The organism is Microcoleus sp. Pol12A5, assembly GCF_036701435.1.
Classification (GTDB): Bacteria; Cyanobacteriota; Cyanobacteriia; order Cyanobacteriales; family Microcoleaceae; genus Microcoleus.
The window spans coordinates 1-24397 of record NZ_JAUBQU010000075.1 but is presented as its reverse complement, the minus strand read 5'-3'; the positions used below and the strand labels follow the sequence as shown (position 1 = coordinate 24397).

11 protein-coding genes and 1 tRNA gene are annotated in these 24397 nt (G+C 44.8%); 8 read left to right on the top strand and 4 right to left on the bottom strand.

The window, feature by feature from the left end; all coding sequences use genetic code 11:
• Positions 1-78: 78 nt before the first annotated feature.
• Positions 79-7704: a S8 family serine peptidase gene (locus QUA45_RS19090; RefSeq protein ID WP_333221855.1), complete on the bottom strand. Its 7626-nt coding sequence runs from the start codon at positions 7702-7704 to the stop codon at positions 79-81.
• A 382-nt stretch (positions 7705-8086) separates the two neighbouring features.
• On the opposite strand from QUA45_RS19090, the gene QUA45_RS19085 reads away from it, so the two are divergent.
• Positions 8087-11707, top strand: coding sequence for a WD40 domain-containing protein (locus tag QUA45_RS19085; RefSeq protein WP_333221854.1), 3621 nt, complete (start codon positions 8087-8089; stop codon positions 11705-11707).
• A gap of 156 nt (positions 11708-11863) precedes the next feature.
• Here the strand turns inward: QUA45_RS19085 and QUA45_RS19080 are convergent, their stop codons facing one another.
• Together QUA45_RS19080 and QUA45_RS19075 are read right to left on the bottom strand one after the other, a co-directional pair.
• Positions 11864-12736 (bottom strand): tetratricopeptide repeat protein, encoded by an 873-nt coding sequence (locus tag QUA45_RS19080; RefSeq protein ID WP_445304936.1) that lies wholly within the window; start codon positions 12734-12736, stop codon positions 11864-11866.
• A gap of 358 nt (positions 12737-13094) precedes the next feature.
• Positions 13095-16331: an ATP-binding protein gene (locus QUA45_RS19075; RefSeq protein WP_333221853.1), complete on the bottom strand. Its 3237-nt coding sequence runs from the start codon at positions 16329-16331 to the stop codon at positions 13095-13097.
• 396 nt (positions 16332-16727) lie between these two features.
• Between QUA45_RS19075 and QUA45_RS19070 the strand changes: the two genes are divergently transcribed.
• The 7 genes from QUA45_RS19070 to QUA45_RS19045 all read left to right on the top strand — a co-directional run bounded on the left by QUA45_RS19070 (position 16728) and on the right by QUA45_RS19045 (position 23950).
• Positions 16728-17660: a circadian clock protein KaiA gene (locus QUA45_RS19070; RefSeq protein ID WP_333221852.1), complete on the top strand. Its 933-nt coding sequence runs from the start codon at positions 16728-16730 to the stop codon at positions 17658-17660.
• A gap of 188 nt (positions 17661-17848) precedes the next feature.
• On the top strand, positions 17849-18163 hold the full coding sequence (gene kaiB / locus QUA45_RS19065) for a circadian clock protein KaiB (protein ID WP_006632119.1): 315 nt from the start codon (positions 17849-17851) through the stop codon (positions 18161-18163).
• A gap of 344 nt (positions 18164-18507) precedes the next feature.
• Complete coding sequence (kaiC, locus tag QUA45_RS19060; protein ID WP_333068315.1) at positions 18508-20070, top strand: circadian clock protein KaiC; 1563 nt, start codon at positions 18508-18510, stop codon at positions 20068-20070.
• Positions 20071-20600: 530 nt separating this feature from the next.
• The gene (locus tag QUA45_RS19055; RefSeq protein WP_333221851.1) at positions 20601-20768 is read left to right on the top strand and encodes a hypothetical protein; all 168 of its coding nucleotides are present in this window, start codon (positions 20601-20603) and stop codon (positions 20766-20768) included.
• 267 nt (positions 20769-21035) lie between these two features.
• On the top strand, positions 21036-21308 hold the full coding sequence (locus QUA45_RS29215; RefSeq protein ID WP_445305334.1) for an EAL domain-containing protein: 273 nt from the start codon (positions 21036-21038) through the stop codon (positions 21306-21308).
• A gap of 204 nt (positions 21309-21512) precedes the next feature.
• Complete coding sequence (locus QUA45_RS19050; protein WP_333221850.1) at positions 21513-22328, top strand: alpha/beta hydrolase; 816 nt, start codon at positions 21513-21515, stop codon at positions 22326-22328.
• A gap of 5 nt (positions 22329-22333) precedes the next feature.
• Entirely contained in the window at positions 22334-23950 is a 1617-nt protein-coding gene (locus QUA45_RS19045) for a diguanylate cyclase domain-containing protein (RefSeq protein ID WP_333221849.1), read from the top strand.
• A 72-nt stretch (positions 23951-24022) separates the two neighbouring features.
• Here QUA45_RS19045 and QUA45_RS19040 read toward each other — a convergent pair.
• Positions 24023-24095 (bottom strand) — tRNA-Arg (locus QUA45_RS19040).
• Positions 24096-24397 lie beyond the last annotated feature (302 nt).

The window sequence follows — 24397 nt, the reverse complement described above, 5'->3', positions numbered from 1 at the left end:
AAATGTTGGTTAATGAGGGCGGTTGGAATTATAAGGGCGGGTTACAACTATCCCTAGTTTACCCGCCCCGCATCGATACTAGCCAACTAGCAAATCGAGCAACGTGGGATTGGTAGCCACTTTGGCAAGCGAGTTGGCAACACCTTTGAAATTGCCATCGCCTACCGCTTTGAAAGCATTGACTAAATCCTCGACACCGGGAATCATGTACATTCCTTCAAAGAAAGCATCCAAATACTTACCTTCTCTTAAGTTAACCGCAGTTTGGGCTAAATGTTCGCCTTCGGGGAATCCAGCAACTTTAAATCCTGTAGAAAGCGCTGTTAGGTAGTCGCCTTGCTGCAAACTCCACGCCATGTCTACCCAATTCTTACCATCTGGGAACTTGGCAACATCAAAGCCAGTCGAGAGTGCTTTGAGATATTCGCCCTCCTTGACAGATTGCACCATATCTATCCAATTTTTACCATCTTGGAACTTGGCAACGTCAAAGCCAGTAGAAAGTGCCTTGAGATAATCACCGTCTTTAATAGACCAAGCAGCATCGACCCAACTTTGAATCGTTTGGAAATTGGAGTTTAAGAAAGCACCGATTGCTTTTCGATTCGCTTCCGCAGTTCCGCGCGTACTTAATGAGGTTGAAACATAGGGCGATACCAGTCCTAATGCGGCTAAGAACAGAGTGTAATCTAACTCTTTGTATTGGAAAGCTGGATTGCTCAAATCGAGAACGGAAAGAGAAGAGAATTTAACCCCAGATGCTTTTTGTTCGCCCTTAATTTCCACACCATTCAGCACAGCCAGTCCGTGTTTTTCCCAGACAAAAGGATTAGAGTATGAGGAAAGAACGGCTTGACCGGGCAGGAATGCTTCTCCAGCCATTTGGACGATATCGCCAGATACGACGTAGTGGGTTACATTTTCTGGATTCCCTCCATTGAGGGCAAATTTAAGCGCGATCGAATCATTAATTCCGGGAGAATTAAAGGTGACGGTTTGACCCACTTTATCTGTAAATTCAGCCGCAATTGTTTGAGCTAATGCACCGCCTAAACTGTGACCCACAACATCAGGACGGCGACCTTGCTGATTTTGAGCCGCTAACCAAGCTTCGATCTCATTCTTATTTGCTTGGAATTGACTGTAACCGATGCTAATAGGATTGGCATCTTCCAAAACATCTTTTAACGCTGCGATGCCTTGCCGTTCTGTTGGGCTGCCTCCCGTACCGCGAACGGCAAGAACGGGTGGTTTACTGCCATCTTTTGAAACGAGACCAACGGCATAAAATCCAGTGCTGGGATCGGAAATTACTTTGTCAACTGTGTAACCGGAGTTCAGGACTTCACCGACAGCAAGTTTATTGCCCAAGAGACTGTTATTGTTGAAAGCATCTTCGGCAATAGCAGACACTTCAGGATCTTCGTAGGCAATACCGCGAGCCAGATATTCGTATTCCTTGTGTTTTTGCGGGATAGCTGCGGGGTCTATGCTTTGTCCTGGCAGCGAGTAATCGTCTGTAATAGCATCAAAAACATCCCCTACAAATGTTCCAGCATTGCCCAAACCAGCCGTTTCTAAACCTGCACTCAAAGCTTTCTTGTAGTCGCCATCTTTAACTGCCCAGGCAACGTCTACAAATTGGTCTGCCTTGGGAAATCCAGTGGTTGATAAACCCGTACTCAGAGCTTTTTTGTAGTCACCATCTTTGATAGCCCAGGCAACGTCTACAAATTTGTCGGCATTATTAAACCCTGTACCCGACAACCCTGCACTTAAAACATCCTTCCAGTCGCCATCTTTCATCGCCCAGGCAACATCTACAAAGGTGTTGGCTAGCTGATCTTTTACCTCAAGCTCTTTGAGGATATCTTTCAAGGCTGTCTTGTAGTCTTTGTTGATAATTCCCCAGCTGACATCTACTAGGATATTGACCAGCGTATCTGGAACAGCAGAGCCACCGGGTATTATACCTAGCACTCCATTGATAGCGTTCTTGACAACCTGTTTCCAATCTCCTCCAATCAGGGCAATCAATCCCTCTATGCCATTGACAACAGTGCCGACAACTGGAATTTTCTTTAAGACATCGAGGACAGCACCAACGTCTATGCCGTCGAGGGAAGTTTTAAGTTTGGCCGCGAGGTCATCTGCTAATTTTTTGACAGGGTTATTTTTATCCAAAAACTCCTTAAAGTTTTTACTCTGTTTCTTAAGGTCGTCAATGCTCTTGGGAATGCGATTACCTACTTCTTCAGCTACCTTACTGATAGCAATCCAACCTTTTTCCAAGCTCTTTTGCACAGAATTGACAGCATTGTTAGTTTCGTTCCAAGCATCAGTCACCCAACCCGTCACTGAATTGGCAGTTGCTATAGTGGCGTTCCAGGTTGCTGCGGCTGTGTTTGTGACATAATCAGCAGCATTTACGAAACTATTCCAGCCGTTACTAATTGCACCGTCTATTGAGGTAGCAGCACTACCAATAGCATTCCAACCATCATCAAGTTTTTCTCGAACGTAGTTAGCAGCATTCCACGTTTCCGATGCAAACTTGCTATTGAGCTGTTGTAGATAAACATCGGCATTTTGCATCGCTTGACTAGTCTCTTGGGCGACTTTATCGAGAACTGTCACCGCACTGTCAAGCGATCGCCAGGTGCTGTTTGTCAAATCTCTTGCCCACTGCGGGAAGGGGTTGGAAGAACTACCACCACCTGAACCGCCAGAATTTCCAAACAATCCTCCAACTACTGCACCTGTTACAGGATCGCCTAAAACAGCACCAATTCCTGCACCTACAACAGCACCTCCCAAACTCCAAGCGGCTCGTTCTGTAGCAATACTACTCCCTGTACTACTCCAAACTGTACCTGTCATCTTGGCTTCCAGATCGTAGTAGTAGTACAAGTTGTAGAAGTCTTTCCAGTAAGCTTCTGGGATGCCATAAGTTCTCAGAGTATTTTCAACCAGATCAAAGTTAGCAGGCTTGTAGGTTTCTGGTTCAGTTGCTTTCGCCAAATGCACCCCCGCCGTAATATTTAGCAGCCCCAAACCTGTTTTAGTATCCCAACCTGGCGTATCCAAGTCAGTCGCCGTGCGGCGAATAATATCCATCACTTGGGTGTAGTTCAAATTGGGGTTCGCAGCCCAAATTAGAGATGCTGCACCTGTAACTTTAGCTGCTGCTACCGATGAACCAACAGCACCATTACTAGCAGTTCCCTGTGCCAAGATGTCAACACCCTTGCCGTAGTTGGAATAATCAATTTCCCCATAGCTGGAATAATCTGCCCGTTGCCAACCTTCAGCAGCACCCGCGACCAGAATATTGTCAAACTCTTTAGTTGCTTGACTTAGAGCAGACATGAGATCGTTTTGATTTCCTGTTGCGGCAACAACTAACACATTATTCTGCTGGGCATAAGTTAGAGCCGCTCTTTCTAAAGCAGTCAATTCGTGGCGCGTGACAACAATACCATCAGGTAAAGTCTGAGTCAGGTCGAAGCTGAGGTTAACTACAGAATTTGGTTGTCTTGATGCTTTGGCAGTATCAACAAACTCAATCAATGACTGTGCCCAATCGTTTGAATCAACAGCACCTCCTAGCCAAATCGGTGACTTATCATTGATGCCATCAATCCCAATGTTGTTTTTACGAGTCGCACCAATAATCTCTAGGATTTTAGTACCGTGATCGTTTCGCCACGATTCCCCAGAATCCAGCAAGGGGTTTTCGTCACCACCAACTAAATCTTTACCCAGTGTAATCCGCGAGTAGTCAATGTCTGGATTTTCGGCACTAAAACCCGTGTCAATAACGCCAATGAGTGGCAAACCGGATTTTGCATTATCGGGGGTGTTGTACCAACGACTTTCAGAGGTGGCGATTTTTGCCCAAACATCAATTTGAGCTTGAGTATCGTCAACTGAATCCTTCCAAGAATTAGTAATTGCGCTATACTGATTCCAAGCATCACTCATAACCTGCTGGCGAGTGCTGTCTTGCTCTTGATAATGAGTCCAAGCATCCGCCATAACAGCATCAGTATAGTTATCCAGAGCGTAGTATTGATTCCAAGCATCGTTTATTACCCCCGTTTGATAATCATTCATGCTGTTATATTGACTCCAAGCATCATTTATCATCCCAACTCGGTAGTTATCCAAATCGCGGTAGCCGTTCCAAGCATTGCTGATAACGGCATCCGTGTAGGAATCAAAGCTGTTATACTCACTCCAAGCATTGTCCACAACTTCAACTCGATAGTCATTCCACGCCCGGTAGCTGCGGGAAGCATTATTTAAGGTTGTATTTCTGTCCGTGGCATTGTTGTTATAATCGATTACAGCATTATTCACTAGAGAGTCGCTGTAGTTGCTGAGGGCATCATACTCGTTCCATGCTGCATCTCCTACACCATATTGATTAAATTCATCTACAACATGGTTGGTACGATCGATCATCCAGTTTTCAATCCTGACGATCTCATTCCAGTTATGGTTCGTCCATCCATACATCCAGTCGGAAACGCGATTGATTTCATTTGCCGTGTATGCTGCCCAGTCGTACATATACTGTCCGCTACCCGATATTTCATTGTTGAGGTAGTTATCCCAGGCATTTATGTAGTCCGTGTTGCTGGAGAGATTTTGCCAGATATCCCAAGCTTGGTTGTATGTGGAGCTATCGATAGAAGAGATTTCTCCTTGTAAATAGTTCGTCCAAGCATTCATATAATCTCCAATGCTGGAAATTTGATTGCCTAGATAATCTACCCAAGCATTCATGTAGTTTCCATTACTCGATAGATTGTTCCCGATATCGGGAACTTGATTGTAGATAGAGTTCCCCGCATCGCTCAGTTCATTTTGAAGACTGTGTAACTCTTGCTCTCCACTTGCTTCTAATTTGGTCATTTGGGAGTTTGCTTGTTTTAGCCACTCGTTAACGACTGTTTGGGGTGTAACAACTGACTCTGTAATTGTTACTTGTACGGGGGAGGCGATCGGCCCTTTTCCCTCATCATTACTAGCTGAATTTTCTACCACGGTTGGTTGTGGGATGGAGCCTGAATTACTGTCTGCTGAAGTGGGCGCGATCGCTGCTGTTACCTCACCTTCACTTGGCGCAGTTTCCCCTAAAGTTGGCTGTGTGGTGGATGTCGAGCTATTGTCTTGAGTTGAAGGGGCGATCGCTCCTATCTCCTCACCCTCTTTTCCAACAGTCTCCACTACAGGTGGCGGGGTATTAGAAGCTGAATTATTATTTTGGGTTGTGGACGTGAGCTCATCGGAGTTGGTAGAAGTTACATCAGTTTCCGTTTTAGCAGGATCGGATGTTGCGGTGGCTGGAGTGACGACGGGGATATCTGATTTTGATAATTCAGACGCGATCGCCACTGAATTATTATCCGTTACTACTGCTGAATCGGAAGTTTTGGGAGTATCGGAGGCGATCGCTCCTTCATCCCCTGTGACGCTAGATGAAGATTCGGTTGTTACAACTGGCTTTTCTAACGATACTGGTGTGGTTGATCCAGAGTCAAGCGGTGCGATCGCTTTATTTTCACTCTCAGAAGTTACCGCTGCTTTATCTGTGACAGGGGAAGTTTCCTCAACGGAAACTGATGGTTTCTCGATCGCAGGTGCGAGCTCATCGGAGTTGGTAGAAGTTACGTCAGTTTCAGTTTTAGCAGGATCGGATGTTGCGGGTGCAGTGACAACAGGGGTGTCTGATTTTGATACTTCAGAGGCGATCGCTCCTGTTTTGCTAGCGTTATCTACCTGATTATCTGTATTGCCGAAAACGCTATCATACAACTCATCTGTGACCAACTCCCCGACTTTGGGATTCTCCGGTGTGACGTAAGCTTTAGCATACTCAGTCAACGCTTTCCCCAAGTTAGTTGAACGCCACTCTTTCTTTGGATTGATGACGCTATCTATACTGACTGCGCTCCCCGTTGCACCCCGCACCTGGAAGATAATGTCATTGTAGTCGCTATCTGTACCTGGCTTGTCTACCCGCAAATCTTCCATGACAAAGGTATTTCCTATACCCGTGACATCGGCAATTTGCCCAGTCATAAAGCTACCATTTGGGTTAGCCATTGGCAGGGAAAATAAAGGCCGTGCGTCATCACCTGTTGCAGACTTGTTTGCAACTTGCTGTAAGTTAGCTCCGTTAGGGACTAAGATAAAAGCAAACGTATCCCCTGGAAGCATTGTCAAGGTTTTAACGCCTTTATACTCGCCTTGATTGCGGTTGATGTCGTCAGGGAGGTCGCCATTAAATCTGGCTCCTTCAGTAGCATCGTTAATGACGACATAACCCAAATTAGAATTACTTACCGCTCTGCGTGCAGCCTCAGTAATAAAAGCATCTGAGTTTTGAGCTAATTTCTCCATTCCCTCTAGATTAAAAATCCCTAACTCTCCCTCATATCCACCTCCGTCAAACAGGTAATCAATCCCAACATTGCCAGTTTCACCAACTTTAAATACCCCTGTGTTAAATGTAAAGCTTTGAGATGTAGTGACAACGGGGGTATCGGATTTTGATACTTCAGAGGCGATAGCTCCAGAATTATTATTGGTTACTACTCCTGAATCGGGATTTTTGCCAGTAGAAGTATCGGATACGATCGCTCCTTCATCCCCTGTGACGCTAGATGAAGACTCGGTTGTCACAACTGGCTTTTCTGACGATACTGGTGTGGTTGAGCCAGTGTCAAGCGGTGCGATCGCTTGATCTTCACTCTCAGAAGTTACCGCTGCTTTATTTGTGACAGGGGAAGTTTTCTCAATGGAAACTGATGATTTCTCAATCGCTGGTGCGAGTGCCTCTGAGTTGGTAGAAGTTACGTCAGTTTCAGTTTTAGCAGAATCAGATGTTGCAGGTTCAGTTACAACGAGGGTATCTGATTTTGATACTTCCGATGCGATCGCGACTGAATTATTATTGGTTACTACTCCTGAATCTGGATTTTTGGGAGTAGAAGTATCAGATACGATCGCTCCTTCATCCCCTGTGACGCTAGATGAAGACTCGGTTGTCACAACTGGCTTTTCTGACGATACTGGTGTGGTTGAGCCAGTGTCAAGCGGTGCGATCGCTTGATCTTCACTCTCAGAAGTTACCGCTGCTTTATCTGTGACAGGGGAAGTTTCCTCAATGGAAACTGATGATTTCTCAATCGCTGGTGCGATCGTTTTATTTTCAGTTGAAGTAATGGAAGTGTCTGGCGTCTTAGATTGACTTGTTGCTGGCGTAACGTTTTCTTTTGGCTGTTCCGTATTATTAAGTGTTTCGCTTTGAGGAGCAGAAGGATTCGTTAATGAGTCCGGTTTTGAATTATCTATTACCGCTTCGTTTACTTTTAAGCCTGTTAGGGTATCGATTCCTGTATCGGATGTACTAGATTGAGATTTTAAATCATTTGAAAAAATACTTGTTTTTGTGGTGCTAGAGTTGGGCAAAATTACATTATCGATCTCCTCATTTTTTAAGTCTAAAATACTTGGCAGTTTATCTTTGATAGTGGCTGAATAGTTAGCAATCAATGAACTGTTAACAGAGCTGACATTGTTTATTTTATCTGATGCTAGTGCGAGTGCATTTGTCGAGCCTATTACTGCATCTAGATTGCTCTTTTCCTTGTCAAATTTAAGTGTAGCGTTGTAATTAATTAATTCGTCCACGGTAGATTCCCTCTGATTTATCTGCGTTGAATGGGTGGTTTTAGTGAATTTATCCTTGCCTGACTTTCAAGAAGTAATTTTTTAATAAGCATTGCAATAAAATTAAGCAGCTCTTGCAATGCCCATTACTACCTGACAATGAAACTGCATTAGATATGCACACTTTTGATAGCTATTACTCTTAATATTGCAATTCACTGGTTAAATTTTCCTCGATTCAGTAATAACACTGATGCGCCGATCGTGTCTGTGAGTAAAAGTTATAAATAGTTATATCGTGGCTCCAAACTCTACCGAGTTTTTAAGTATAATGGTCTAAACGCGTGCAATTGGGGACAGGAACCACGACCCTTGCGCTAACAAACCGGATAATTTTAGATAAATGACTATTGAAGAAGCACTGCTTTTCCTCGACTCAGTTCTCAAACAAGAGCATCTCAACGATATTCACATACTGGTATTGCGGCAGACTTGGGAAGGACACTCTTATCCACAGATTGCCAAAAGCGCGGGTTATGATGCCGAATACATTAAGTTTGTTGGCTTTCAGTTATGGCAAGTTCTCAGTCGGCTATTCGGAGAAAAAGTCACAAAGAGTAATGTTCAGTCAGTTATGCGACGGAAAGCGCAACAGGCACAAGTAACTGTCGCACTACCAAATAGCCAAATTAGTCACAATATAAATAAACAAATCCATTGGAGTGGTGCGATCGCCGATCGAGTTGCAACTCATGTAACCAAACTCAACAAAAGTATTAATTGGGGAGAAGCAATAGATGTTTCTATTTTCTACGGACGTACACAGGAATTAGCTTTATTAGAACAGTGGCTGATCGGTGATCGCTGCCGCCTAGTGACACTGTTGGGGATGGGTGGCATTGGTAAAACCTCTCTCTCTATCAAGGTAGCAGAACGCGTCCAAGAGCAATTTGATTATATTATCTGGCACAGTCTCTGCAATGCTCCATCGCTCCTCGACTTGTTGGCAGAACTGATTCAATTTCTCTCGAACCAACAGGAAACAAATTTACCGGAAACTGTGGATGCTGGAATCTCGCGCCTGATGCACTATCTGCGACAGCATCGGTGTCTTTTAATATTGGATAACTTCGAGTCAATTCTACAGGAAGAAGAACGCACGGGTTGTTATCGACAGGGATATGAAGGCTACGATAAACTTCTGCGATGCGTAGCCGAAATCAACCATAAAAGTATCCTGCTATTAACCAGTCGAGAAAAACCAATCGGTTTAGCCGCTAAAGAAGGTAAAAATTTGCCAGTTCGTTCATTACAACTGACAGGTTTAACAACCCCAGCAGCACAGGAAATTGTCCAAGGTATTGCTTTTTTTCAAGGATCAGACTGCGAATGGGATATGTTGATATCCCACTATGCTGGAAATCCGTTAGCCTTAAAAATGGTTGCTCCAGCCATCCATGATTTTTTTGATAGTAGCCTGACCAGATTTTTAGAACTCTTAAATCAAGGAACTTTAGTATTTGATGATATTCGGAACTTATTAGACCGACAATTCAATCGTTTATCATATCTAGAAAAAAAGGTGATGTACTGGCTGGCGATCGAGCGCGAGCTAGTCTCGCTGACAGAATTACAACAAGATTTAGTTTCAAAATTAACTGTCAAAGAATTACTAGAGGTTTTAGGTTCTCTCGTTAGACGTTCTCTCATCGAAAAAACCTCAGACGGCTACACTCAACAGCCCGTCGTCATGGAATACATGACGGAACGATTAATCGAAAAAGTCTGCACTGAGATAACCAGCAGCGAAATTGACCTTCTCAGAAACCATGCTCTTCTCAAAGCTACAGCTAAAGAATACCTTAGAGATACGCAAGCTCGTCTTATCCTTAAACCTATTGCCGAACGACTGCTTTTTACTTTTGAACGCCAGCAACTTCTCGAGAGCAAACTCAAACCAATTCTAGCATCGCTGCGCGGTAAACCAACCATAGAAACTGGCTATGCTGCGGGTAATATTATAAATTTATTGCGTCAGATGCAGCCAGATTTAAGCGGTTGGGATTTTTCTAATTTGACCGTTTGGCAAGCTTATTTACCCGATACGAATTTGCATCAGGTAAACTTTGCTGGGGCTAATTTAGCTAATTCCGTTTTCACTGAAGTTCTGGGAAGCGGTTTGTCAATCGCTTTTAGCCCGGATGGACAACTTTTAGCAATGGGCGATACAAATGGTGAGATTCACTTGTGGCAAATGCCAGAAGTTAGACTGCTGAGAACTAGCAAAGAATACGGCAGCATCGTGTTATCAGTCGCTTTTAGTCCGGATGGGAAAACTCTTGCTACTGGCGGTAGTAACGGGACGATTCGTTGCTGGGATGTTAGCAGTTGGTCTATCCGTCAAATATTGCAGGGAAATACTAGCCCTGTGCTGGGAGTGGCTTTTAGTCCTGATGGCAAGATGCTTGCTAGTAGCATCGGTGATGGAAATGTGCGTTTCTGGGATTGGAGTCATGGACGATGCTTGCTAACTTTGCAAGCACACAAAAGTCAGGCTTGGTCGATCGCATTTAGTCCTCAAGGTAATATTTTAGTTAGTGGCGGTGATGACGGAATACTTAAACTTTGGGATATTGCTACGGGACAATGCCTGAAAATGTTTCAGAGTGACAGTCGTCAAATTCGATCGGTTACTTTTAGTCTGGATGGTAAAACTGTAGCCTGTGGCGGTGCTGATGCTTCGATCGCCCTGTGGGATATTAACACGGGTGAAGTCTTGAGGATTTGCTCTGGACACTCACAAATAGTAGTGTCTGTTGCCTTTAGTCCTGACGGTCAGATTTTAGCAAGTTGCAGCGAAGACAGCACGGTGAGATTGTGGGAGGTAATATCGGGTAAGTGTCTAAAAACGCTGCAAAAACACACCAGTCGGGTTTCAGCCGTCGCGTTTAATCCTGATGGCAAAACTTTAGCTAGCACTGGTGAAGACTGTACGGTGAGACTGTGGGATGTTAAAACAGGTCATTGTCTGAAAACAGTATTGGGGCAAAGCAATCCAGTAAATTCGGTAGTTTTCTCGCCCGATGGCCAAACTTTAGCTAGTAGCGATCGCGCCGTGAGATTATGGAATATCAAAACGGGGAAATGTATTAAAAGCATAGAGGATGGACATACTAATCGATTGAAATCGATTGCCTTTAGTCCGAATGGGGACTTGTTGGCGAGTGGATTCTCTGACACTACTGTTAGGTTATGGGATGCTATGACAGGAGAATGCCTAAAAAGCTTAGAGGGTCATTCTGCTTGGGTTTGGGGAGCCACCATCAGTCCCGACGGTAAGATATTGGCAAGTTTCAGTGCCGATCGGACTATCAAACTATGGGATATTAGCACAGGGCAATGTCTTTATAGTTTTACTGAGCATCAGAGTTGGGTGATGGGAGTTACTTTTAGTCCTTCAGGTAATATCCTGGCTTCTGCGAGTACCGATAATACGGTGAAGTTATGGGATATCAGTACAGGGAAAGTCTTAAGAACTTTGATGGGAAATAGCAGTTGGGTTTGGTGTGTTGCCTTTAATCCTGACGGTAATATCCTCGCAAGCAGCAACACTGACGGTAGCATCAACTTTTGGGATATCAATACCGGAGAATGTCTGACCAGTCTGGAGGGACATGGGGGTATTGTGTCATCTATAATTTTCAGTCCTGATAGTACATACTTGGCGAGTGGCGGTCATGACCAAACTATACGAGTTTGGGATGTTAGCACGGGTAGATGTTTGCAAGTTCTCGAAGGACATAACCATTGGGTATGGTCAGTTGCTTTTAGTCCAGATGGTCAGACCCTTGCTAGTAGTAGCCAAGATGAGACGATTAAGCTTTGGGATGCAGTGACGGCTAAGTGCATCAAAACCTTACCAATTCCCAAACCTTATGAAGGCATGAAAATGACAGGTGTTAAAGGTTTAACTGAGGCGACTATTGCGACGCTCAAAACACTGGGGGCAGTTGAAGTAAGTTGATCGCGACTTATACCAAATCCGGGTTTACTACCCCTTTTTTTTGTATTATTTGTCATTGCGAGGAAGGAAGCAATTGCAGAGACTAAGCGATTGCTTCCTTCCTCGCAATGACGGAGGGTTCGTGATGATATTAAACCCGGATTTGGGAGCGGGCGACTACATTGGAGGGGGTGGGGCGTCTTGAATTTTAGCCAGTGCTGCTTTCATTTCAGGAGTGGCTAGCAACTTTTGGGTATCTGCGATTAAACGATCGCCCCAGAGGTTTTCTTTGAGATATTCTACGGTAGCATAGCGTTTGTCTAGTTTCAAAGCTGCTTCTCCCATCGCTAAGCCTTTTTCTTTGTCACCTTTTGTGTACAATGCTACTGCTAGAGCTAGCATTGATTCGGCTGCTTTGTTGTCGATCGCGATCGCCTGTTCCCAGCGTTTGATGGCGCTATCAACATCTCCCATTTCGTATTTGACTAATCCGATATTGTTAATAGCCGGCCACAGGTTTTTTTCTAAAGCAAAGGCTTTTTCATATTGGGCGATCGCCTGATCGAACCGCTTCAGCTTGTAAAAAGCATTGCCTAAATCAAATAATGCACCTGGAGTGTCTGGTTTTAACTTTAACCCTGCTTGCAAATATTCGACTGCTTTCTCGTAGTTCGCTTTCCGAAAGTGAGCTTCTCCCAAGACAAATTTAATTGATGGATTTTCTGGTGACAGAGATTGAGCTTGCCCCAAAGCTTCAATGCCTTTGTCAAGCTGCTCGACTTGAAGGTACAAGCTGCCTAACAAAGTCCAAGTTTGAGCATTTTTGGGGGCTAACTGTGTGGCGAGTTCGGCTCTAGGTACGGCGAGTTGGTACTGCTGCAGCCTGGCTAGCTGGACGGCTTCTTCTGCAAGGCTCAAGGCTGTTTGTTCAAGTTGGGCCGAGTCGATTTGCAGGGTGTAAGGCAGGAGTGCCTGTGCGACAGCAGGCTCGGGCATTGTCCACAAACCGAGTGCGAGTAGCAGAGATATTAAAGGAATGCGATTAGGCACTGTACAGCCCCAGAAAAAAATATAAGGGTTTCTCGATCGCCTATAATAACTCATATTTTTGAGTTTTGATATTGCTTCTTGACTCGCCACACTTCTGGGTTTTCATTTAAATACTTTTCAAATTATATTTACACTCAGGGTAGTCGTTTTTATTCACTGTTTTATAGAGCACCGATCGCCTCACTACAAACAAGCAAAATTATGAGTTATTATAAACTTGATTGAGTTAACAAATAACGCTTCGCGGTTGACAGTTAAAGAGTTACCCAATTCTGTTTTCTCTCATAATAATACTTGATTTTTTTATGGTTAATAAGCGAGTTTATTCCTCTCTACAAACCTGGTAAATTGTTTATTTTCAGGAACTTGAATGCGTTAATAAACTCTGTTGAATTTTGTCTAACAATTGTGCTGCTGATAAGGAAGAAGGCAAAATTTTAGCAGATACTTCTTGCAGTAGAAAGTCGATCGCCTCGGATTCCGAATTTACAGCATATCGATAATCCCAGACTAAAATCGGCAGTTTTACTGCCATTTGGCGCAGGTTCGATAGCGCCTGCAACATAGCGGGGGATTCTGAGGGGGCATCTCGCAAACACAGCAAAACTAAGTCAACGCTTTGATATTGCAACTGCTGCAAAACTTCTGTCCAGCAGGAAGCGATCGACCCTCGAAATCCTGCTGTGTGGATGTACTGAATCAAAGCTTGAAAGTTAGGAGTAGAAAACTGGGAATTGGGGAGGGGAATCTCGGCATTTGTCGATCGATCGCAATGTTCCAATTCTTCCGTCGGGTTTCCCCCAGAAGTTCGGTGCAAATCCGGTAAAGTCGAAATGTCGGCAAATAAAATGCTGGGCTTCCAACTCATGCCCGCAGCAACTTGAATCACTTGCCACAAAGCACTTGGCATTAACCCGGTTGGTGAAGTTTCACTGTCGTCGGGACTCCTAGTGGCTAAACAGGGAAATACCGACAATCCTTTGACTTGATTTGCCAGTTGCGTAGTTGGGGGGTCTAAAGTCACCAAGGGGAGAGAACCCAAATTTCGAGACCGACTTAACTGTTCGATAAAAGCTAAGGGGTTTTGCAGTGCACTTGTACCGTCCAAGACGATCGCGTCGGGCCGCCAAATTCTGGCCACGAGTTCTGCTTGGCCGAGGTCGTCTGCTTCTAAAACCCGACAGTAGTTGGGGTTGAGCAGTAAAGCGGAACCTTGAGAGGAACCGTTTTGCGGGCTGAGCCACAACACAGTTAAAGAACTCCTTACTTTGGGGCTACTAGCATTACTGTGACCGATCAAGTCTGCCAGCAGCCGCCGCAAAGCGGGTTCTTCCACCGGCAAGCTCAAAAAGCCTTCGGCTCTGTTGACACTGGCCCGTTCTTTTTCGCCTCTGGTGGCCGTGACGATCGCCGGAATCGATCGGGTATCCGGGTCACTCTTGAGCAGGGTCAGCACGTCCCAACCCGACAGCAGCGGCAGCAGCGGGTTGAGGAAAATCGCTTCTGGACTGAACCTGCGAGCTTTTTCCAGCGCTTCGGTGCCCGAACGGGCGACTATTACTTGGTAGCCCAAACCTGAGATGACGTTGGTTAAATCTTCGATATATTTGGGAACTGCTTCGACTATTAATACTAAACGAGAGCGAGAATTGGCGATCGGAGTCGGATATTGGGGTTTTAATAATTCTGCCTCGGCAGCTCCAGGTACCGGGACTTCTTCGCTGCTATTTCCCGGAGGATTTGGTGGCAGCAACAGGGTAAATTGAGAGCCTTGGTTTTCTGAGGAAATAAACGAAACGTCCCCGCCGTGGAGCCGAGCTAGGCGTTGAGTCAGTACCAGTCCCAGTCCGGTTCCTTGAAAGCGCCTGGTGAGGGGGCTTTCTAGCTGTTGGAATTTCTGAAAGATTAGGTGCTGTTTCTCGGCGGGGATGCCGATGCCCGTGTCCGAAACTGTGAATGCGATCCAGCCTTCCCAAACATTTACTTTCAATCCGATTTTGCCGCCGATCTCGGTGAATTTTAGGGCATTGGAAAGGAGATTAACCAACATTTGCCGCAGCCGCAGTTCGTCAGCAATTAAGTGGCTCAGTCCCGGTTCTATTTCGAGTGTAAACTCTATTTGGGCGGATGGTTCTGCGTTTGCTGTACCGTCAGTTTTGCTCGGGGCGGGAGGGTTTTTTTCTTCTTGCTGTTGCAGTTGTTTTGCTTGTTCAAAGGCTCTTTGGCAGGTTGATGCTATTTCGACTGGTTCGGGAATTAGTTCTAGCTGCCCGGTTTCCATCCGGGTCAAGTCTAATATATCGTTAACTATTGTCATCAAATGCCGCCCGCTTTTATGGATTAGTTTGGCGTAGCGTGTTTGGCGGTCGTTTAGTTCTCCGATCAATTTATCTTTGAGGAGGCTTGACAAACCTAGCACGGCGGTGAGCGGGGTTTTTAGTTCGTGGCTGATGCAGGATAAAAATTCGTCTTTTAGTCGGTTGAGGTGAATTAAATCTGCGTTTTTCGCTGCTAGTTCTTTGGCGACTAAATGTTCTTCGGTAACATCTTGGCCCATTACTAAAATTAGCTTGTCTGAGAGCGGCTGTTTGACAAATTGCCAGATCCGTTCTTGACCTTTTTGTACGGGGCACTCGCAAATGTAGGTGTCTGGTTTGCCGGCGGTGGGGCACCAAGCTGGAGCGGTTAATGTTGAGGGGGAGGCGGCAGCGTACAGGGGCAGCGGGCAACTGGTGGCTGCTGTTGAATCGCGCTCGCTCGATCTACTTGCTCCTACTAGGCTCCTGCATTCTTTGGTGATGCCCTCTAACTCCACGCTCTTGTATTCGCTTGTTAAATGGCTTGGTTTGCGGGGCGAGTGTTTACCCAAATTTGCTGCTGGTTCTGGAACTGGTTCTGGGCCTGCTCCCAGCAAAATCCGCCACGCTGCGTTTTGGCTGACTATTTGTGCGGTGGGGGTTTGCAATCTTAGGGGCAGGGGCAGTTTTTCCAGTAGTTCGACTAGGGAGTTCAGGTTTTCCGAAGGTTTCAATCCTGCTTCTAGAAAGCGCACTTGAGCGTCTAGGACCGTGGCGATTGCTTCGGAAATTGGTTTTTTTAATTCGATTTCTTTGACGGCTGTTGCCGGCTCTGTGAGGCTGCAGAGCGAGCTGCTGTTGAGTGCGGCGAATTGCAGCAGGCTCAGGCTGTCTAGCATTCCTAAAAATTGACCGCTGGCATCTGTGAGGGCGATCGGAGTGTTTGAGGAAATGCCGACGGTTTGGCGGTTTGGCCCGGCTGGGGTGTTTTGTTCCTCTGTTTGCAGGTACTGCCAGAATTCCCTGACGCTCATAGCGGCGGGTAATGCCATGACTGGTTCGATCGCGATCGGGCTTTCTGACAAAGGTTGCTGCCCGTCGTTTGTGCGATCGGCTCCCCAAGCCCAAAGGCTGCGGAGGTACACTAATCCCAGCGGCTGTAGCTGTTCGTTGACTACTGCGACTCGATCGCAGTTGCAGGAGCTGAAAATTGACTGCAGCGATTCTAGCGCAGCCGTTTGGTGGCACAACGGCACTGGCTCGATAAAATTTTTGAGACTGGGGGTGGTGAGTGGCATAACAAACCTGAGAGTCTGCTCGCGAGAGCAGTAATATTTTTGATGCTCAATGTAGCTGCGAATTTCTGTATCTTATTTGTTTTATATCAGTTCGCTATCAGGCTTGATATCTGCACCGAGACCGGGGAGTTCGATGCCTACGCCTGATTTGAGGCGACTAGCAATTATTTTAAGGCTTAAGCTTAATTGCAGAAATCACGCTCAGGGTGCTTGACACAAAAACCACAGAGTACACTTTGATTCTTCCTTTGGTAGAAGCGCATCACTTATTTTGCGGTTAAGATTGGTTAAAATAAATATTGAGATGATTGTTAAAATGTTAAGTTTTTTATAAAGGAGATATCAACTCTGAGCGAGCCAGCACTTTCAGGCAACTTAGGTGGTGCACCTACAGCTTTGCTTCCTCAACTGTCTATCGGTATTTTTGTCCGCTCTGAGGAAATCGCAGCCTCTGCGATCGAGCTTTTGAGAGGCGAACGCTATGCTTTAACGCACATTAAGTCGGCAGTGGAGCTTTTGGGGTTCCTTAAGCACAATTATCACCTTGATTGTTTGGTTTTGGAGGTGGATGGGGATCTGCGATCGCTTCTAGGCAAGCTGCAAGAACGATCGATCTTTTTGCCTGCTGTGATTTTTTCGCCTCACCCGCAAGATTGCAGGCCCGAAGCACCATATTCAGAGGGTTTTGAGGCCGCAGCCAGTACCCCCAACAAGAGTCAAGACGAAAGCTGTGCTTTTTTTTATCACCCTGCTGAGGTGCAACTGGCAATCGCTCGATCGAGCGAAATAGCTGCCGGTATCGATCGGGCAATCGCACAATTTCTGAAGCTTTCAACTCCGGTTCCTGTCAATTACCAATCCGTAACGGTCGATGCGACAGCCCAATTGACGGCTCAAAGTTTGCTCAGCCGACAGCAGCGACGGCTGGCGGAAAAATTACGGGAGCGATTAGGATACTTAGGTGTGTATTATAAAAGAAATTCCCAGATTTTTTTGAGAAATCTGTCGGGACCAGAGAAACAAAAGTTTTTGGAGCAACTCAAGTCAAGTTATCGCGACATCGTTTTGAATTATTTTTCTCAAGATACTGCGGTCAACAATCAAATAGATGAATTTGTGAATTTGGCTTTTTTTGCTGACGTTCCCGTGACTCAAATTGTAGAAATTCACATGGAATTGATGGACGAGTTTGCTAAACAGCTAAAAATAGAAGGGCGCAGCGAGGAAATATTGCTCGATTACCGCTTGACTCTGATTGACGCGATCGCTCATATGTGCGAGATGTATCGGCGATCGATTCCGAAAGAGACCTCTCAAGGTAGAAGGTAGAAGGGATTCGGCATAATTTAAGAAAGAAAAGGTAGAAGGTAGAATCTAACAAAAAAGAAAGGAGCCGACAAACGGTCGCGCGAGGCAGAGGCGGAAATTATTATAAAATAACAAAGAACAGCGGATTTAAGACAAATAACAACTACAACTAACATCTGACAACTAATACTCAACATTTAAAAAAGTTCATGAGTCCTCTGAAGAAAACCTACGTTCTCAAGCTGTACGTTGCGGGGAATACTCCCAACTCAGTGCGAGCTTTGAAAACCCTAAAGGACATCCTAGAACAAGAATTTCAAGGCGTCTACGCGCTGAAAGTCATAGATGTTCTCAAAAATCCTCAGCTAGCAGAAGAGGACAAAATATTGGCAACCCCGACGCTGGCCAAAATCCTGCCACCACCGGTGCGAAAAATTATTGGCGATTTGTCCGATCGTGAGAAAGTTCTGATAGGATTAGATTTGCTCTATGAAGAACTTCGCGAAGAAGACCTGAATTCATAAGATAATCAGGTGAGAGTAAGTCGATTTTAGATTTAAGACTTCGGTTGGCGTGAAACGTTCGGCGAGCGCTCAGTCGAAGCGTCGAGTCGTGCTCAGTCGAACGATTTTAGATTTTAGATTTAGTCAACAGATGAATCTGGGAGGTTGAACACAAGTCTAAAATTTTTATCTTTCCACGACAGGAGTACGTGGCACGGTATCGGTTTTTGGGCGGGGTCATTAGTCAGCAGTCAGCAGTAATTAGTTATTGAGCAAGAGCCAAAACTAAAAGCTGGGTACAAAGACTCATGATCGGCGGTTAATGAGTGACAACTAAAGAATACTGAGAGTTGACAAAAATCGACATGAATGAAATTAGTCAAACGGTTAAACGAGAAGGATTGGTAACGGCAGGAGTTGAAAAAATTCGCACGATGATTGAGGGTTTTGATGACATCAGTCACGGCGGAATGCCGCTCGGCCGAACCACCCTAGTCAGCGGCACATCAGGAACGGGAAAAACTTTATTTGCCGTACAATTTCTCTATAATGGAATTACCCATTTTGACGAAGCAGGAGTTTTCGTAACTTTTGAAGAATCTCCGACAGATATTATTAAAAATGCTTGCAGTTTCGGTTGGGATCTGGCACAGTTAATCGAGGAAGGCAAGCTATTTATTTTGGATGCTTCCCCCGATCCAGAAGGTCAAGATATCGTAGGAAATTTTGATTTATCAGCCTTAATTGAGCGAATTCAGTACGCCATTCGCAAGTACAAAGCCAAGCGGGTTTCAATAGATTCTGTTACCGCCGTATTTCAGCAGTACGATGCTGCATCGGTGGTGCGCCGAGAAATTTTTCGCTTAGTTGCGCGCCTCAAACAAGTCGGAGCAACTACAGTTATGACGACGGAACGGGTGGAAGAATACGGCCCGGTAGCTCGGTTTGGAGTGGAAGAGTTTGTGTCGGATAATGTGGTGATTGTTCGCAACGTATTGGAAGGAGAACGCCGCCGCCGCACCATCGAAATTTTGAAGTTGCGGGGTACAACTCATATGAAGGGCGAATATCCTTTTACTATGACTAATGACGGAATTAATATTTTCCCATTGGGGGCGATGCGATTAACTCAAAAGTCTTCCAACGTGCGGGTTTCTTCGGGCGATAAAACTCTCGACGAGATGTGCGGCGGCGGCTTCTTCAAAGACTCGATTATTTTGGCTACGGGTGCAACGGGAACCGGCAAAACGCTCTTAGTGAGCAAGTTCTTGCAGAATGCTTGTATGAACGGCAATCGGGCGCTGCTGTTTGCCTATGAAGAGTCGCGGGCTCAGTTGTTCCGCAATGCTTATTCTTGGGGCATTGATTTTGAGGAAATGGAACAGAAAGGAATGCTGAAGCTGCTGTGTACTTACCCGGAATCTGCCGGTTTGGAAGACCACTTGCAGACTATTAAATCAGAAATTGCGGAGTTCAAACCTTCTCGAATTGCTATAGACTCGCTGTCGGCCTTAGCTAGAGGTGTTAGCAATAATGCTTTCAGGCAATTTGTGATCGGAGTGACAGGTTTTGCGAAGCAGGAAGAAATAACTGGCTTTTTTACGAATACAAGCGACCAGTTTATGGGTTCTAATTCGATTACGGACTCCCATATTTCTACGATTACTGACACGATTATTATGCTGCAGTATGTAGAAATTCGAGGAGAAATGTCGCGGGCAATTAATGTGTTTAAGATGCGCGGTTCCTGGCACGACAAAGGAATCCGGGAGTACACAATTACTGAAAGAGGCCCACAAATTAAAGATTCGTTCCGTGGTTACGAACGGATTATCAGCGGTTCTCCGACTCGGATTACGATTAATGAGAAGAGTGAGCTATCGCGGATTCTCCAGGGCGTGCAAGGTCAAGACGATGAGGATATTTGAGAGTTAGCAGTAATTCATCGTTGTTAAAAGTAGGTTGGATTGAGCTAGGAAACCCAACCTACTTTTAATTTGAGGAGTTTGTGAAAATTTATAGCAACCGCGACAATGTTTTGGAGGTTTTTAATTGCTGAAATAGGAGCTTTTATTGCCTTCTGCATCCGCGCCTTATGGTATATCAATTCCACTAAATAGGTTTTGGTAAAAATCTAGGGGTAAGTTGTTGTGCGTCTAAATTGTATATTTCAGTCACATCTCAAAAATCATAAAATCCTCTCTATATCCAGTTCTCGAACATACCATAAAATCTTGCTAGCCTAGCAGCTTAGTCCTGCGTGTTGCCGATCTCTACTACCCTGATATTAGCGGAACCACTGGAAATTATTGTACTAAAATATTAAAACTTATTTTATTATCAAACATCATTACTTACATCTCATCACTACTATTAGTCTCTCCCTCGATCCACAAGATGAAATGGATTTCGATAGCTTGCTCAAAAATCCAGATATTTCTCTATATTAAGTTAAGGAATGGGGTCGAATACCTATATTTTTTACACAGCCACCATGCCTTGGGCAAAATCCAATACCGTGGCGATCGCAAATCTCTTGAATTGTGCTTGGAAAGGCAATACTTGCTGTACGATCGACCTCAGCTCGATTCACAAACAGGTAGCCTTGCTGGTGTTAAAGTTATAGTAGGAGGGTATTCTCCTGAACTAGGTTGGATTCATTGCCATCTATGTATTCCCATCGCCGAAAAAACTGGATTGATTGGGCTATGGGGCAAATTGATTTTAGACCAAACGCGGCTGGCAGTATCAGCAATGGCTAGCAGCAGGACTAATTCTGCCTAATATCGCGGTGAATCTGTCGGCACGTCAACTCAGCCAACCGACTTTAATCGCTAAGAGCGATCGCATCCTTGAGCGCACCGATACGAAGCCAAAATATTTATAGCTAGAGATTACGGGAACGGCAATGAGGCTTAATGTTGACATTACATACCATGTTTTGAGCAAATTATCAAAGCGTGGTATTGGGATTTATGTCGATTATTTTGTGCCTGGCTATGCTGCTTTTAAAAATCTGAAAAATTTTCCGATCAAGTCGCTCAAAATTGATCCCTCACTTGTCCGCGATTTAGCCAGCATTGGGAGCGATCGCTCGCGGAATTGCCCAACCCATAGTTGTAATCACACATGGCTTAAATGTGAGCACAATTGCCGAAGGAATTGAAACCCCACCGAAATAAGAATAGTTACAAGCGAGCGCCTAGGAAATTGGGCAGCATTATATGTTGAGGCAGCCGACTATTGCTGAGGTTGCCACTCAATTAATCCGACATCCTGAATTGTTGTCTACCACTATGTGGAATCAGCAATCCTCCTTCATTAAAGTACGCAAAAGTCTTATAATTAATTTAATGCTAGTGTCGCTCAAATGACTAAAAAAATTTTTTTACGGAATAATATAAAACTGTTTGGGCAAGGCACCCAGACGATGATGTTTGCTCATGGATTTGGGTGCGATCAAAATATGTGGCGTTTCGTAACACCGGCTTTTGAGAAGGACTACAAAATTATCCTATTTGATTATGTAGGTTCGGGACAGTCTGATATTAGTGCCTACAGTTATGAACGGTACAGCGACCTCCATGGCTATGTTCAGGATGTCCTCGATATCTGTGAAGAATTAGCGTTGACGGATGTGATTTTTGTCGGTCATTCTGTCAGCAGTATGATCGGCCTTCTGTCCTCAATTAAAGCTCCTAATTACTTTAATCGCCTGATTCTCCTAGGGCCTTCACCTTGCTACATCAATGATTTACCAAATTATTACGGAGGGTTTGAGCGCACAGATATTGAGGATCTCCTCGATATCATGGAGAAAAATTACATTGGTTGGGCAAGTTTTCTGGCGCCAATGGTGATGCAGAATCAGGAGCGTCCTGAGTTAAGTGAGGAACTTGAGACAAGTTTTTGCTCCACGGATCCGGTGATTGCAAGTCGCTTTGCCGAGGTAACTTTTTACTCTGACAATCGCAGTGATTTACCCAAGGTATCAGTACCTTCACTGATATTGCAATGCGGTGATGACGTGATTGCTCCCACCGAAGTAGGGCATTACCTTCAGCACCACCTACCTAAAAGTGCGCTACGGCTGATGAAAGCTACGGGACATTGCCCCCACCTGAGTCATCCACAAGAAACGATCGAGATGATTAAGGAGTATTTGAGTGTACCTCATACTACTTGATTTGTATGGCAAACATGACCTACCAGATAGACGAGCTACTCAACACGTCACCCTGTGGATTCATCTCGTTTGCTGACGATGGTACGATCCTAATGGTCAACGCCACATTACTGCAATTACTCGGATACGAAACCGATGAACTGCGGGAACGGAAAATGGACTCCATTCTGCCAATGGCGAGCCGGATTTTTTTTCAAACCCATTTCTTCCCCCTGTTGAAGCTCGACGGTAAAGTAGAGGAAATTTACTTCTCATTAAGGTCGAAGCAGGGTAGTGATATACCTATGCTGCTCAACGCTGTGCGTCGGAATCAGGGAGGAAACTTTGTCAACGATTGCATCTTGATCTGTATCCGCCAGCGTATCCTATACGAAGGTGAAATTCTTAAAGCAAAAAAAGCTGCAGAGGCAGCTATTCTCGCCCAAAAGCAAGCGGAAATAGCTTTGCGGAAACAGTACGACAAGGCTATATTACTTCAAGAAATTACTCAACACATCCGTCAATCTCTTGATTTGTCTACAATTTTTGAGATTGCTTCCCAGGACATTCGCCTGTTTCTTGATGCCGAGCGCGTCGGCATATTTAAGTTCGATCCTGACAGTAATTTTGGATATGGTGAGTTTGTTTCAGAATCCGTAGGCGAAGGATGTAAATTGGCAAGCAAAAATCTCTTGAACGACCAGTGTGGTGGTGAACAATATCCTAATTCATATCAAGAAGGAAGAATGAAGGTAGTTGAAAATATCAATAATATTGATCTTCAACACTGTTACCGCGCTCTTTGGAAACAATTTCCGGTTCGGGCTAATTTAGTGGCGCCGTTGCTCAATGGACAAGACTTGTGGGGGTTGTTATGTATTCATCAATGTTCTGCTCCTCGGCAATGGGAAGAATTTGAAGTTGACCTTGTTAAACAGATTGCTAATCAGTTAGCGATAGCCATTAAGCAAGCGGATATTTTTCAGAAGTTGCAGAAGGAATTGGCAGAAAGGCAGCAGGCCCAAGCGCGCATGAGAGAAATTAATCAACAACTGGCACTCTCTAACGAAGAGCTAGCCCGCGCTACTCACCTCTTAGAACAAGTGGTAAATATTGATGGGTTGACTCAAATTGCTAATCGCCGCTGTTTTAATGACCGCTTAGAGCATGAATGGCAGCGGCTATACCGAGAACAAAAACCTATTTCTCTTTTGTTGTTTGATGTGGATTATTTCAAACGTTATAATGATTGCTACGGTCATCAAATGGGGGATACTTGTCTGTTCAAACTTGCTCAGACTGTGCAAGAGGTGGTGTACCGTCCAGCGGATTTGGTGGCGCGTTACGGCGGAGAAGAATTTGGCATCATTTTGCCTAATACTGATTTTGAAGGAGCGAGTTCGGTGGCACAACGGATTCACGCTGCTATTAAAGCTTTACATATTCCTCACAAAACATCTGATGTGAGCGATGTAGTTACTATTAGTATGGGTATCGCTAACTTGATTCCGATTTCGGAACTATCATCGGCTGACTTGATTGCGATCGCCGATCGTTCACTGTACCGTGCCAAGCAACAGGGGCGCAATCAGTCGGCGACCTGCGACTACAGCGGCGATTCGATTTTTGACACTGACGATTAAATCACAATAATTGACACCGAGGACAAAAATTTGTCCCCAGTGTCTCAAAGTAACTTATTGAATAAATTTAAGTGAGCACGGAGGGATTTGAACCCCCGACCCTCAGGACCGGAACCTGATGCTCTATCCACTGAGCTACGTGCCCTCGACTTTTTACAGTATAACACGTCTTGCGGGAAATGGCGAGTGCCGATCGCAAATTTCTTGACCCGCCTCCAAATCGCTTGAGGGATACGGGTTCAACTCGCCCGCGCGATCGCAGATCAGGCAGTTCTCGAAGCTAGAGACTGCAAATTGTACCTAAATGTTCACAATAATACGACAATGGGGGAAATAATCAACTTTAATCTAGCCAAGATTAGGTTTACATTCAGGGTAAGCTCATCTAATTTGGTATAAATTGTACTTGACAATGACTCAAATGAGTGTTCTTAAGTCAAGTCGCTA